We start from the raw sequence: 14,066 nt of genomic DNA, 5'->3' as shown, positions 1-14,066 counted from the left end.
ATTTTAACTTAAAATCAATCATTTTAATATTACATTTGTTTTTTAAAGAATTCTGAGAAATGAAAAACATTTTATCTAAAAGTATTGTAGGGTTGAGCCTGGCCATAAGTCTTGCTTCCTGCAAAAAATCTGATTCGCCTTTAACTAAAGTTACACCCTCCAATTTGGATTCTATTGCTTCCAATTATTATGAGCAGTATCTGAAACTCTATCCGCTGGATGCTACGTCACAGGGAGATCTTAGATACAATGACCAGCTGCCCATCAATATCGACAAGGATTTTATTTCAGGGGAAGTTGCTTTTTACAATTCAGTGCAGAAACAGCTTGAAAATGTTGATTATAAAAACCTTTCAGATGACGATAAAGTAGTGTATGATGTGCTGGATTTCACATTAAAAGATAAAATACAGGCCTATGCTTATCATCCTGAATATATTCCGTTTACACAATTTGGCGGGCTTCCGCTGAATTTTCCTTTGTATGGAAGCGGAGAAGGAAGTCAGCCATTCAAAACAGAGAAAGATTACAGCGACTGGCTCAAAAGAATGGAAAAGTTTCCTGACTGGATGAATGCTGCTACCGATAACTTCCGTGAAGGCATCAACAATAAAATGGTTTTGCCTAAAAAATTGGTTGTAAAAATGATCCCGCAAATGAGAGCCGAGGAAATTACCACGACTGATTTAGAAAAGAATATTTTCTACGGGCCGATCAGAAAATTCCCGAAAGATTTTACAAAAGAGCAGAAAGAAAGATTTTCTAAACTTTATAAGGATGCCATTACACAGAAAATCATACCCGCTTATACCAAAATGGGCGATTTTTTAGAAAAGGAATATTTACCTAAAGCAAGAGATACAGATGGCTACAATAGCTTACCAAACGGAAAAGAAATCTATCAGTATTATACAAAAAGCTGGACAACTACTAATACAACGCCTCAAGAGATCAATAAAATAGGTCTTCAGCAGGTCGCTATGCTCCGTTCTGAAATGGAAAAAGTAAAACAGCAGGTTGGCTTTACAGGAACACTGGAAGAATTTATCAGCTATGTAAAAACAGATCCGAAAGCAATGCCTTATAAAACATCAAAAGAGGTTTTGGATGCTTTTAATGGGATATTAACTAAAATTACTCCAAAGCTGAAAACGATGTTCTCCGTGACGCCGAAAACCAAATTTGAGATCCGGCAGACAGAAAAATTCAGGGAAGCCAGTGCGAGTGCAGAATACATTCAGGGAACTCCGGATGGAAAGAGGCCGGGAATATTCTATGTTCCGCTTCCGGATCCTACAAAATTCAATGTCACTTCCGGGATGGAATCTCTCTTCCTGCATGAAGCGATTCCGGGGCATCACTATCAGGTTTCTCTTCAACAGGAAAATACCAAGCTTCCTAAATTCATGAGATTCGGATGGTTTGGGGCATATGGTGAAGGCTGGGCACATTACTGTGAAACGTTAGGTCCTGAATTCGGTCTGTATACAGATCCTTATCAGAAAATGGGTTACTTAAGTGACCAGATGCTGAGAGCCGTGCGACTGGTGGTAGACACCGGTTTGCATACGGGAAGAATGACACGGGAAGAGGCCATCAAATATTTCTTAAGCAATATTTCTTACGATGAAGCCGGCGCTACCGCAGAAGTTGAACGTTATATGGCAATGCCCGGACAAGCGTTGGGATATAAAATCGGATCTTTAAGAATCCGTGAACTGAGAGATAAATATCAGAATGAACTGGGAAGCAAATTCAGTTTAGCTAAATTTCATGATGAAGTTCTAAGTCAGGGATGTCTTCCTTTAGATGTTTTAAACAGGAAAATGGAACTTTGGGCGAAGAAACAGAAATAATGAAAAAATTTATGTGTTTTTTAACTGGTGCACAAGGTTTAAATTTCAATCAAATCTCAGTGAAAAAGTAGCTGCTACAGGTTCAGATTTCTGAATATTCTGATGGCTCGTAAAAATTAATGCTGATAAACCGTTCAAATTATCCGCATAATTTTCCAAAGTTATCAGCATAAATTGGAAGATTTATCCATATAATTTTTCGGCAACAGGGAACCAACAGAAGAAAAACCAGCAGGAAAGCCGATGAATAGAGGATTTGCGAACATCCGCTCCAACTAACGAAGGGATAGTAAAAAAACAGTCATTTTTATACACTTTTTTTTCAGAAAGTTTTACTTTCAGGCCAGACTTTTATTTAACTTAAATACAAAAAGAAAAAAAATGTTTACACTAGAACAAATTGAAAATGCTCACCGCAAAGTAAAATCAGGAGCAGATTTCCCAAATTACATTAAAGAAATTAAAGAATTAGGCGTAAAATCTTTTGAAACATGGGTCAAAGACAGCCATACCGAATATTTCGGTGAAAATAGCTTTACAACAACTTCACAGCCTCAATATGAAGATTTAGCGATTGCTGATGATTCTAATAAAGAAAAGTTTGTCCAACAGCTTAAAAGTCATCAAAAAGGTGAAACCGATTACATGACGTTTTGTAAAGACTGTGCAGAGACGGGAATTGAAAAGTGGATCGTTGATCTGGATAAATTCACCTGCATTTATTACGATAAAGCCGGAAATGAAATTCTGACGGAAGAAATTCCTCATTAAAATATTGAAGCCACAGATTAGTTTTTGTGGCTTTTTTTGTGAATATTCTTTAATTTTATCTCAAATTCATAAAGAAGATCATGAGGACAGCAAGCCTACAATCACTTTTCACCAGAGATTTGAATAAATTAAAAACAGAGATCGAATCGTATCAAAACGAAGAAACCATCTGGAAAACCGATAAAAACATCTCGAATTCTGCCGGAAACCTTTGTCTTCATCTGGTCGGAAATCTTAATAATTATATTGGTGCTGAACTTGGAAATTCAGGCTATATAAGAAACAGAGAACTTGAATTTTCATTAAAAGACGTTCCGAGAACCGAATTGATTCAGCAGATCGAGAGAACTATCGAAATTGTAAATTCATCACTTGAAAGATTATCCACAGAAGACCTTCAGAAAAATTATCCGTCTGAGCCTCTAGGCTATGAAATGACTACAGGATATTTCCTGATTCATTTGTATGGGCATTTGAGCTATCATTTGGGACAGATTAATTATCATCGCAGATTGCTTGATCTATAGTTATCTTTTTCGCCACCCCGTCAAAAATTCTTTGAATTTTCGCCACCCCTCCAGAGGAGGGGAATTTATTCCGCTATATTTATTTTTCAAATAACATTTTGGTGATAAAGTCTTTTTCCCCTTTTCCACGGGCCGGAGAATATTCTCTTCCGTAAAAAATAATCTGAAGATGAAGCTTGTTCCAGACGCTTTCCGGCCATAGGGCTTTTGCATCTTTTTCTGTTTCTATGACGTTCTTTCCGGAAGTAAGTTTCCATTGCGTCATCAAACGATGAATGTGCGTATCGACCGGAAAAGCAGGAAATCCGAAGCCCTGGCTCATGACTACCGAAGCCGTTTTATGGCCAACTCCGGGAAGTGCCTCCAGTTCTTCGTAGGTTTGCGGTACTACTCCATTGTGCCTTTCCAGCAGCAATTCGGCCATTCTTTTCAGGTTTCTGGCTTTTGTATTCGATAATCCTATTTCTTTGATGAGCTCCCTGATCTCTTCCACTTCCAATTTTGCCATTTTTTCAGGAGTTCCTGCTACTCTGAACAATTCAGGAGTCACCTGATTCACCTTTTTATCAGTTGTCTGAGCAGAAAGCGCTACAGCGACCATCAATGTATAAGGATCGGTATGATCTAGCGGAATAGGAACTTCAGGATATAATTTTTCTAATTCTGTCTGAACAAGCTTGGCCCTTTGCTTTTTTGTCATGTAACCATTAAATTTGGACAAAATTAATCATTATGTTGAAAGTTGGAGATAAATTACCTCAATTTGAAGGAACAAATCAGGATGGAGAAACAGTAAGTTCTGAAAAACTTATCGGAAAGAAACTTGTAATTTTCTTTTATCCTCACGCTAACACTCCTACGTGTACGGTGGAAGCCTGCAACCTAAGTGACAATTATTCTAAATTGGAGAAAGCAGGATTTCAATTATTGGGAATCAGTGGTGATTCTGTAAAAAAGCAGAAGAATTTTCATAGCAAATTTGCCTTTCCATATGATCTTATTGCGGATGAAAGCCATGAAATTTTAGAAAAATTCGGGGTATGGCAGGAGAAGAAGACATTCGGAAAAACCTATATGGGAATTGTGCGAACTACTTTTATATTTGATGAGAAAGGAATCTGCGAACGAGTGATTGAGAAGGTAACTTCAAAAACGGCTGCTGAACAGATTTTGGAAGGATAAGCCAAACACAAATTGCTCAAATGTTTTTCACTAATTTCTCAAACACTTGTGTTCCTTGGTGAAAACATTTGTGAGATTCGTCTTTAATCCGGAGTTTCATAATACATCAATTCCTCCGAATCTCCCGGAATGGTAACAAATTTCTGGAATTTTAATCCTAGCTTTTCAATTAACTTTTGAGAAGAAAAGTTATTCTTGGTAGTAATCGCTGAGATTTTCTTTAGACCAAAATCATTCATTCCGACCGATTTTATCTTTAAAGCAGCTTCGTAAGCGTATCCTTTTCCTTCAAATTTATTAAGAAGAGAAAAGCCGATATCGACAATATCGAGTCCGTCTCTTTCAAATATTCCCACGCCGCCAATTTTATGGTTTCCTTCTTTCGTCATCATCAGATAATTACCATAGCCCAGCCTTTTAAATTGCGGAAGAAATCTGTTTTTAATATAATCTTCAGCATCTGAAACCGTTTTTATTCCGCGATCACCAATATACTGAATGAATTTCGGACTGTTATAAAGTTCAAAAATAAATTCAGCGTCTTCTACGTTCATCGGACGAAGAATCAGCCGTTCTGTTTCGTAAAATTTATCTGCGTTTTGCAGGTTTTCTTGATTTTTTAGGCTCATCTTTTTGTTCTTCTTTTTGTTCAAGTTTTAAAAGCCTTGGATTGTTGGTGCATTTCTTATTGTAAAGTTCAATATATGCTCCGTTATCTTTAACATTTGAAATACTTTCCGCTGATTTACCAATTGTTAAGGTAAAATGTTTTTTCTGATAAGGACATTCTTTTGAGGTCAGCTTTCCAAGATCAAGGTAATAATTGGATTTATCTTCATAATAATTTGCTGCCAGATCTCTGAATTCTTCATCGATAATGTATCCCTCAGTCGATGCAAAAACTGCTGCATCCTGAATATTATCTACTTTTCCTACAAACTTTCTAAGCGCATTCAGATCAGTAATATATTCCGGTTTTCCGGATGAAAAGTCAACAATATAGTAGAATTCATCTTCTTCAGCAATCCCGATATTAAATCCTGAGGACTGGGATTCATATTCTTTTTTAGCACCGGCTTCTCTGAGAATGTTATCTTTTCCATAGCTTTTATGAACCAAAATCCAGGAATCTGTTTTAGTATCCGGATTTATTTTGCTTAAAATCGTAGAAATACCAGGAAACTGCTTTTTCTCCTGAGCATGTAAAAATATTCCGGATAAAACAAAAATAAATATATTGAATTGGTCTCTAAATCTTATCATATTTAAAAGAACGCAGATGCCTCATGATTATTTTATATGAATTTGTCTCCTTTTTTGAAGTTTTTAAGATCAAGCACATAATCCTTTATCAACTGGTCATGTTCTTTCGGGCATATAAGCAACACTTTGTCCGTATCTACAACAATAAAATCTTTCAAAGAATCAATAATAACCGCTTTATTCGTGTTTTTGATGTTGATGATATTGCCTTCCGAATTGTATGTTAAAATATGCTTTTGTTTGGTTGCATTCCTGTTTTCGTCTTTTTCAGCATTTTCATAAACTGAAGTCCATGTCCCAAGATCGCTCCAGCCGAGGTCTGCAGGAATTACGTAAACATTTTTTGCTTTTTCTAAAATTCCGTTGTCAATCGAAATTTTTTGCACTTTGGGATAAATCTGTTCAATACAGCTTTTTTCACTTTCCGCATTGTACTCACAGGCCATAAAATGCTGGGTCATTTCAGGAAGGTACTTTTCGAAAGCATGATGAATCGATTTTACATTCCAGATAAAAATTCCGGCATTCCATAAAAAGTCTCCACTTTCCAGAAAGCTTTTTGCAAGTTCCAGCATTGGTTTCTCTGTAAAAGTTTTTACTTTATAATAGTCAGAATCATGCTTATCTACAAACTGAATATATCCGTATCCCGTGTCTGGTCTCGTGGGCGTAATTCCTAACGTAACAAGATATTCATTTTTAGCAGCAATATCAAAAGCCAATTCCACTTTTTGAAGGAAAATTTCTTCTTTCAAAATGAGGTGATCTGCCGGCAAAACGATCATCGTAGCATCAGGATCAATTCCGGCAATTTTATTAGCCATATAAAGATTACAGGGAGCGGTGTTTTTCAGCAACGGTTCACCCACAATATTCTCCTGCGGAATTTCCGGTAACTGCTGATGAGAAAGCTCGACATATTCTGTATTGGTAATGACAAATATATTTTCATCAGGAATGATTTTACTGATCCGGTCATAGGTTTGCTGGATCATCGTGCGCCCGACTCCTAAAATATCCTGGAATTGTTTCGGAAATTTCTGCGTACTCAAAGGCCAGAATCTGCTTCCGATTCCTCCCGCCATAATCACGCAATATCTATTTGATTTTGACATTATTAAGTGCATTTTTCTACCCTTGCCAAAGGCTTGAAAGAGTACTTCCTTCCTGTAGCCAGGTTCTTACAAAGATAGTTTTTTTTAATAAGACCTTCCAATAAATACTTTTCATTGCGGTAAATAAAGAAATCTCCTTTTTTCAGTTTTTCAATAAATACAAGACTATCATCCTGTTTTTCAATATGAAAATATTTAACAAGGTCAGGGCTTGCCATGAAATTGGCTTTAGGTGATTTTGAAAACTTTATAATGATCGGCTTTAAATCTTCTTCATATACATTAATACTTTGCAGGAGCATTTGCCGGAAAGTTTCTTTCCATTCATTGCCGTGCGGAGAAATTCTTCTTCCATACTTTTCAAAGGCAATAAGATGGGCCAACTCGTGGGTAAGTACAAAAAAGAAAAGCTGTGGAACAAGAGTAGAATTTATGGTAATCTCATGGGAATTATCCGGCAGTTTGCGGTAATCTCCCAATTTTGAATCTCTGTTTCTTGTAATTTTTATATGAATATAATAACCTGCAAACCAGATTTTTAAATATTGAAGTGTATGCGGTGGTAAATATTTTTCTAATGATTGAATAGACATTTTACAAACTTAGTGGAATTCCTGAATAGAAATTCAACAATTTAAGACTGAAAAGATAATTATATTTTGCCTGCGCTACCGTTCCCTGCGCATTGGCGTAATTGTTTCTTGCAATGTTTACATCATAGATCGTAGATCTTCCTGCGGCATAGCTTTTATCTGCAAAATCAAGCGCGAGCTTTGTGCTTTTCTCGGTCTGAACTGCTGATAAATAAATTTCATAGTTTGCATCTACATCAAACTGAGCTTTCTGAACATTTTCACGAACAGCCTGTTTCTGTTGCTGCATGTTGACTTTAGCAATACTTTCATTCAGTTTTGATTGCTCTACCTGAAGTTTCGTAATGCCTTTATTGAAAATAGGAATATTTAGTGAAAGTCCCACATTCTGTCCAAACTGATCGCTATATTGATTAAAAAAAGTTCCCTGTACAACACCTGGCAGCTCATTAAATTGCTTATTGTAGAAAGTGTTAAGACCAGCGCTAGCTGTTAATGTAGGCCAAAACGCAGTTTTATTAACTTCAGTCTGTGCTTCGGCAGATCTTATCCTGCTTTCAGCTGCTTTTATCTGCGGTTGGGTTTCGTAAGCCGTTGTTAAAACCTCATCAACAGATTTCAACTGTGGAGCAAGCTGATCCGGTACATTAACATCTTCCACATCAAAATCTTTATACTCCTGAAGCTGAAGCAATTGAGCGAGTGCAAAAAGACTTCTTCCTACGTTGATTTCGGCTGTTTTCAGATTCTGCTTTTCTCTTGCAAGTCCGGCTTCTGCCTCTGCTAAAACGGTTTGAGCCGTAGTTCCTACTTCTGTCGTAATTTTTGATCTGTCATATTGTTTCTGAGCATTTTCAACTGCTGCCTGTGAAATTTTTACAATTTCCTTATTCAGTAAAGTTGTCAGATATTGCTGAGCGATCTGAAGAGAGATATCATTCTTAATCGTTTCTATATCATATTGACTTGCTTCTACATCAAATTCCGTTTTTCTAACGGTTTTTTCAAGTCTTCCGTTGTTGTAAACCAACATATCCGCCCCAAGGCTGACACTGTTATTGAATCTGTCGTTTCTATAACTTCCCGCTCCTAATGATCCCTGTCCGAAGCTCACACTGTTTCCTACATTTGCAGATACGGATGGAAGATAGTTTCTCTTCGCAATTTTCAGATTGAGATCCTGCATTTGTTTTGAATATTCATTTTGGATCACCTGAAGATTATGTTTAGTCGCGTAATCCACACATTCTCTCAAAGACCACTTCTTCTGGGCACTGACAGCCAGACAAGATAATCCCAAAATAATAGTCAAAACTCTTTTCATAATTACGATTTTTCCTATTAGACGAACCAAATATAAAAAAGTTACAACTTGAAAAAATTATTGTTTCATATTTCTGAAACTTTTGAGAATTTTGCATTATGACAACTGCACAATATCAGGAAGCTGTCGAATGGCTATTCGTACAGGCTCCGAATTATCAGATCGACGGACAGAAAGCATACAAACCAGGATTAGATAACATCAGAAAGCTTTGTGATTTCTTCGGCAATCCTCAGGAAAAAATAAAATCCGTACATATAGGAGGAACCAACGGAAAAGGATCTACGAGCAACATGCTGGCTTCCGTTCTACAGGAGTCGGGATATAAAGTCGGGATCTATAATTCACCGCATCTTATTGATTTTACGGAACGTATCAAAATTAACGGTAAAAACTGCAATAAAGAATTTGTCTTTCAGTTTATTCAAAAGCTGAAAAACCTGCCTGAAGAGATAAGGCCCTCTTTTTTTGAATTTACCACCATCATGGCGTTCGAATATTTTTATCAGCAACAGGTGGATATTGCGATCATTGAAGTTGGTTTAGGTGGCAGATTAGACTCAACAAATATCATTAATCCTTTAGTTTCGGCGATCACCAATGTTCAACTCGATCATCAGAATATTTTGGGGAATACCATTGAAGAAATTGCAGGCGAAAAGGCAGGAATTATAAAAACCAACGTTCCCATTATCTCCGGAGATGAAAATGAGGTCGTAAAAAACATCATTAAAAATAAAGCCGAAAAAGAAAATACCAACTTTATTGATGCAACTTTAATAAAATCTGATTTAAAATCTGATTTAAAAGGAAATTATCAGGAGAAAAATATCCGTGTTGTTTCAGCATTAATTGAAGAATTACGAAAATTGAATTTCAATATTTCCGACGAGAATATTGAAAAAGGTCTTTTAAATGTTCATCGCAATACCGGTTTTATCGGCCGCTGGTTTGAGTTTTCTCAAAGTCCGCTTACCATTTGTGATACCGCACACAACCAGGCCGGCCTGGAATATGTTTTTGCACAATTAAATTCCATCAATAAGCATAAACATATTATTTTAGGTTTTGTGAATGACAAGAAAATAGATGACGTCATTAAAATTTTACCGGAAGATGCTGAATTTTATTTTGCAAAACCGTCTATTCAACGGGGCAGACCCCCTCAAGAGTATGAAGATCTGCTGAAGGAAGCAAAAATTTCTTATAAAATTTTCGATTCTGTACAGAAAGCCTATCTGTCTGCAAAAGAGAAATGTACAAAAGAAGAAATGATTTTTATCGGTGGAAGTAATTTTGTTGTCGGAGAATTTTTAGAAAAAAATTTGGAGATTTCCGAATAAGTCGTATATTTGCACCACTCTAATCGAGGAAACAACGATAAAGAGGGTTCTTAGCTCAGTTGGTTCAGAGCATCTGGTTTACACCCAGAGGGTCGGGGGTTCGAATCCCTCAGGACCCACAGAAAAGGAACGAAACCTTTCAAAAAAATTCGGGTTCTTAGCTCAGTTGGTTCAGAGCATCTGGTTTACACCCAGAGGGTCGGGGGTTCGAATCCCTCAGGACCCACAACTATTAAAACAAAATAGTTCAAAATGCTGTAAAACATAGGTTTTACGGCATTTTTTGTTTTTATGTCTGTTCAAAAAGCGTTAAAATTTAACAATCTGAAAGTGACCTATTCGTTGACCTGTTTAAATGAGCCTTAACAGGTCACTAGAAAATTTGATTACGCTGTCCCGATTATTGGCACCAATCAAAAATTTTAGTAGCACTAATAGCGATCCTTTTAGTGACCTCTTCAGTGACCTAATATATTTAGATCAAATAGGTCACTAGAATTTGAAAGAAATCCTTTGTACAAGCCAGTTTAGAAAGTGAATATCTTGTACGAGGTTAGGCTCAAGATTAATTTTAAACTCTAAAATAAAAGGCAAAATGAACAAGACATTCAACTTACTTTTCTATGTGAAAAAGTCCAAAACAAATTCAGAGGGTCAATCTCCAATCTATATGAGAATTACGATTGACGGCAAAATTTGCGAGATATCCACGAAACGCCATATACTACCTACAAGGTGGAATTCCCAATCACAAAAAGTTGCTGGTTCTTCGGAAGAAAGCAGATCGATAAACTTCTATCTGAAATCTCTTGAACAGAAGGTCTATGACACCTACCATCAAATGATCAGGGACAAAGAAACTCCAACTTGTGAGGCTTTAAAAAATAAACTAATTGGGAAAGATGATTGCAAAAGAACATTAATTCCCATATTTAATGACCATAATAATCGAATGAAGAAGCTTATAGGACAGGAATTTGCGCAAGGAACTCTTGAACGTTATAACATAACTTTGCAACATACCCAGCAATTTCTGAAATGGAAATATAATACAACAGACATTGATATTTTAAAAATAGATCTAGCATTTCTAAACGATTTTGAATTTTACTTAAGAACAGAAAAATCTTGTAGCAATAATACCGCGGTTAAATATGTTAAAAAGAATTTTGGAAAAATTATCAGAAACTGTATTGCTAATGGCTGGATCACAAAAGACCCGTTCTTGAATTATAAGTCTTCATTTGATGAAGTCACAAGAACCTTTCTAACTGAAGAGGAAATTGAAAAGCTTTTTAATAAAGACTTTAAAAATGAGCGTCTCTCTCAAGTGCGGTACATATTTTTATTCAGCTGTTTTACTGGGTTAGCTTATATAGATACCCAGAACTTGACCCACAAAAATATCAGGGTCGGGCTGGACGGCAACAAATGGATTTTCACAAACCGGCAAAAAACCAAAACGGCATCTAATATTCCATTACTCCCACAGGCTGAAGAAATAATAAAAAAATACCGAAATCATCCTACCTGCCTAAATAATGGTAAATTACTTCCTATCCTTAGCAATCAAAAAATGAATTGCTATCTCAAAGAGATTGCTGATCTATGCGAGATTGACAAAGAATTGACATACCATATTGCACGTCATACATCCGCTACCACTATTACTTTATCAAACGGGGTTCCCATCGAAAGTGTAAGCAAAATGCTTGGTCATAAGAATATTAAGACCACTCAACATTACGCTAAGATTTTAGATCAGAAGGTAAGTGAAGATATGTCTAATCTAAAAATGGTTTTTAAAAACAAGGGAAAAATGGAAATATAGACTAAGTTTCTGTACTCTGCATAGCATTTTCTTATCTTGACATTGTCGTCCAGTAATGCAAAACCTTTTTACTGAATTGTTAGAAAATAAATTTACGCATAGAATTTGCTAATCTTAACTTTTCAATACCAAATTATAAACCAAAGATTCAACTATTAAACTATATCCTTACGACTGAAACTTCAACAGCTTTCTGATCTGATAGAAAAAACGTTCAATCAGCCGTAAATCTTCAGTTACAATTTCAGCATTGCCTTTTAGCTCTTTATCGAAAGAAAGATTTTTGTTGTATAATGTTTTAAGACCTCTTGGAAGAATTACATCAACATAATAATTCCCTTTTTCATCCGGAGATAGTGAAATGTTCTGAACTCTTCCTTCTACAATTCCGTATTCCTGATAACGATAGTTGTCCAGCTTTATCAACACTTTTTCTCCCGGAATAATTTTCCCCGAGTTGGTGGATGGAACCTGCATTCTGCCAACAACAGCCATTTTATCGGTTGGCAATATTGTCAGAATCGCATCGCCGGATTTCACGAATTGATTCTCTCCGAAGAATTGCTGAAAACTTGTAACACCATTCGTAGAAGAAATAACCAAATAATTTTGCTCCCATTGCTTCAGAGATTTTCTCAGCTGCTCAAAAAGCTGCAAGGTTTGGGAAGAATAATTGATTTTATCTTTTTCGGAATTGATATTGGCACTGCTTTTCGTTTTTTGGAGATTGGAAATCCCTTCCTGCAATTGCGAAAGTGAAATATGGATTGTTTTAAGATTCTGTTCCGCTTGAAGGTATTTTATTTTTTCATTTTCCAGTTCCATTTTTGAAATGACTCCTTGGTCAAATAAAGACTGGGAACGACTGAAATTTTTTTTACTTAAGTCAAACTTGGCGTTTTCAAGATTTAACTGCTGCTTTAAAGTCGCGATCCTACCGCTGTATTCAGACAATCCTTCGCTAGCTGCAAGATTATCTGGAGAGTAAGGCTGTAATCTTGAAAATAGTTTTTCATCCTGAAAGGCTTTGGCAAAATTATTATAATCACTCTGAAGCTCACCTAATCTAAAGTTCGACGTCAGATTGATCGGAAAAGAAAATAATCGGCTTGGCGTTATCGAATCCATTAATGTTCTGAGTTTCAGAACATCATCATAATTGGCTGTAGACTGCAAAATCATCAGTACATCGTTTTTCTTTACACTTTGATGATCTTTAATCAGGATCTTCTCAATTCTGGAACTGATTCTTGCTTCGATTTTCTCCGGCGGGTTTTGCGAGGTCACTATAATGGGTGCGGGAATAAATTCCGGGTATTTGATAAACCAGCTCATTACCAAAATCATGATGAGAATAATGAAAATAACAGAATTTCCCCATCGGATCATCCAATGCGGTGGTTGCGTTAAAATATCCTGAACGTTCTCACTCCAAAGTTCCAGATTATCTAATATGTCTTTTTTAGTTTCCAAGTTCCAATTGATTTTTAAGGAGTCTGTAATATTCGCCTTTGCTGGCTACTAACTCATTATGACTGCCTTCTTCTACCACTTTTCCTTTATCTAATACAATGATTTTATCGGCGTGTTTTACGGTCGATAAACGATGGGCTATAACGACTGCGGTTTTTCCTTTGAAGAATTGTTCCAGATTTTCCATAATCACTTTTTCGTTATTGGCATCCAAGCAGAAGTGTCCTCATCGAAGAAGATATATTGTGGAGATTTATAAACGGCCCTGGCAATAAACAATCCTTGTCTTTGTCCACCGGAAATCCCGACACCTTCATTCCCGATCTTAGTATTGTAGCTTAGTGGCAAACCTTCTACAAAATCTTTGATGTTTGCGATTTCCACTGCCTGACGTAGTTTCTTTTTATCAACATAATCTTCTCCTACTGCAATATTATTGGCAATGGTATCATTGAAGATATAACCGTCCTGCATTACAACACCGCAAACGTGTGGTAAAAATCACCTAACTCAATATTAAAGGCATCTTCAAATGCTTTAGCAATCAATTTTATATCTGTATTCCCATTGTTAAATACACCGTGGGAGTACAGTGCATATATGAGTTCCGTAAGTGCTGTTTTGCTTGCCGTCCATTTCAATGAATTGTCCGAACCCCTTTTCACATTGATGTTATTGAGCCTGTCTTCCAAATAAACTTGTATCAGGTCATTGGCAATAATCTTGGCAACCTTATAATCGTGTGAAGTAGAAAAACGATGGTCTGCTTCAAAATAAAATGTGTCTAA

14 protein-coding genes, 2 tRNA genes and 1 pseudogene are annotated in these 14,066 nt (G+C 36.3%); 8 read left to right on the top strand and 9 right to left on the bottom strand.

From position 1 onward, the window contains the following. Positions 1 to 59: 59 nt before the first annotated feature. The 3 genes from BMW64_RS13355 to BMW64_RS13345 all read left to right on the top strand — a co-directional run bounded on the left by BMW64_RS13355 (position 60) and on the right by BMW64_RS13345 (position 3,154). Positions 60 to 1,856 carry a DUF885 domain-containing protein gene (locus BMW64_RS13355; RefSeq protein WP_090000459.1) on the top strand — a complete coding sequence of 599 codons (1,797 nt, stop codon included), beginning with the start codon at positions 60 to 62 and terminating at the stop codon, positions 1,854 to 1,856. A 381-nt stretch (positions 1,857 to 2,237) separates the two neighbouring features. Further along, entirely contained in the window at positions 2,238 to 2,627 is a 390-nt protein-coding gene (locus BMW64_RS13350) for a DUF1398 domain-containing protein (RefSeq protein WP_090000458.1), read from the top strand. An 80-nt stretch (positions 2,628 to 2,707) separates the two neighbouring features. Beyond that, positions 2,708 to 3,154, top strand: a complete 447-nt coding sequence (locus BMW64_RS13345) for a DinB family protein (RefSeq protein ID WP_090000457.1) — start codon at positions 2,708 to 2,710, stop codon at positions 3,152 to 3,154. Positions 3,155 to 3,233: 79 nt separating this feature from the next. Here BMW64_RS13345 and BMW64_RS13340 read toward each other — a convergent pair whose 3' ends face one another. Further along, entirely contained in the window at positions 3,234 to 3,854 is a 621-nt protein-coding gene (locus BMW64_RS13340) for an endonuclease III domain-containing protein (protein ID WP_090000456.1), read from the bottom strand. 32 nt (positions 3,855 to 3,886) lie between these two features. On the opposite strand from BMW64_RS13340, the gene bcp reads away from it, so the two are divergent. Next, positions 3,887 to 4,336, top strand: coding sequence for a thioredoxin-dependent thiol peroxidase (gene bcp / locus BMW64_RS13335; RefSeq protein ID WP_090000455.1), 450 nt, complete (start codon positions 3,887 to 3,889; stop codon positions 4,334 to 4,336). Between the two features lie 83 nt (positions 4,337 to 4,419). Here bcp and BMW64_RS13330 read toward each other — a convergent pair whose 3' ends face one another. From BMW64_RS13330 to BMW64_RS13310, 5 genes are read right to left on the bottom strand one after another with little or no spacing between them, the layout of a single operon-like run. Next, entirely contained in the window at positions 4,420 to 4,965 is a 546-nt protein-coding gene (locus tag BMW64_RS13330; protein ID WP_090000454.1) for a GNAT family N-acetyltransferase, read from the bottom strand. After that, positions 4,925 to 5,599 (bottom strand): hypothetical protein, encoded by a 675-nt coding sequence (locus tag BMW64_RS13325; RefSeq protein WP_090000453.1) that lies wholly within the window; start codon positions 5,597 to 5,599, stop codon positions 4,925 to 4,927. The genes BMW64_RS13330 and BMW64_RS13325 overlap by 41 nt, the downstream gene beginning before the upstream one ends. Positions 5,600 to 5,631: 32 nt before the next feature. Further along, positions 5,632 to 6,714 carry a mannose-1-phosphate guanylyltransferase gene (locus BMW64_RS13320; RefSeq protein WP_228400923.1) on the bottom strand — a complete coding sequence of 361 codons (1,083 nt, stop codon included), beginning with the start codon at positions 6,712 to 6,714 and terminating at the stop codon, positions 5,632 to 5,634. 2 nt (positions 6,715 to 6,716) lie between these two features. After that, complete coding sequence (locus tag BMW64_RS13315) at positions 6,717 to 7,307, bottom strand: SprT-like domain-containing protein (RefSeq protein ID WP_090000451.1); 591 nt, start codon at positions 7,305 to 7,307, stop codon at positions 6,717 to 6,719. A gap of 1 nt (position 7,308) precedes the next feature. After that, positions 7,309 to 8,631, bottom strand: a complete 1,323-nt coding sequence (locus BMW64_RS13310) for a TolC family protein (RefSeq protein ID WP_090000450.1) — start codon at positions 8,629 to 8,631, stop codon at positions 7,309 to 7,311. Between the two features lie 98 nt (positions 8,632 to 8,729). On the opposite strand from BMW64_RS13310, the gene BMW64_RS13305 reads away from it, so the two are divergent. The 4 genes from BMW64_RS13305 (at position 8,730) to BMW64_RS13290 (ending at position 11,805) form a co-directional block, all read left to right on the top strand. After that, positions 8,730 to 9,974: a bifunctional folylpolyglutamate synthase/dihydrofolate synthase gene (locus BMW64_RS13305; RefSeq protein ID WP_090000449.1), complete on the top strand. Its 1,245-nt coding sequence runs from the start codon at positions 8,730 to 8,732 to the stop codon at positions 9,972 to 9,974. 44 nt (positions 9,975 to 10,018) lie between these two features. Beyond that, positions 10,019 to 10,093, top strand: a tRNA-Val gene (locus BMW64_RS13300). Between the two features lie 32 nt (positions 10,094 to 10,125). Then, positions 10,126 to 10,200: transfer RNA gene (locus tag BMW64_RS13295), tRNA-Val, on the top strand. A 369-nt stretch (positions 10,201 to 10,569) separates the two neighbouring features. Continuing rightward, a complete protein-coding gene (locus BMW64_RS13290) occupies positions 10,570 to 11,805 on the top strand; it encodes a site-specific integrase (protein WP_090000448.1) in 1,236 nt (411 codons plus the stop codon). A 168-nt stretch (positions 11,806 to 11,973) separates the two neighbouring features. Here BMW64_RS13290 and BMW64_RS13285 read toward each other — a convergent pair whose 3' ends face one another. The 3 genes and pseudogenes from BMW64_RS13285 to BMW64_RS13275 form a co-directional block, all read right to left on the bottom strand. After that, a complete protein-coding gene (locus BMW64_RS13285) occupies positions 11,974 to 13,278 on the bottom strand; it encodes an HlyD family secretion protein (RefSeq protein ID WP_090000447.1) in 1,305 nt (434 codons plus the stop codon). Continuing rightward, a pseudogene (locus BMW64_RS13280) lies at positions 13,268 to 13,764 on the bottom strand (ATP-binding cassette domain-containing protein); the annotation flags it as partial. The gene BMW64_RS13285 and the pseudogene BMW64_RS13280, both read right to left, overlap by 11 nt. Next, on the bottom strand, positions 13,752 to 14,066 hold a 315-nt coding region (locus BMW64_RS13275; protein ID WP_228400922.1), incomplete at its 5' end, for an RteC domain-containing protein. The gene BMW64_RS13275 and the pseudogene BMW64_RS13280, both read right to left, overlap by 13 nt.

It is taken from the genome of Chryseobacterium taichungense (assembly GCF_900109935.1).
Taxonomy (GTDB): domain Bacteria; phylum Bacteroidota; class Bacteroidia; order Flavobacteriales; family Weeksellaceae; genus Chryseobacterium; species Chryseobacterium taichungense.
Note: the sequence above shows the minus strand (reverse complement) of the source record. Positions and strands in the feature narration are given on the sequence as shown.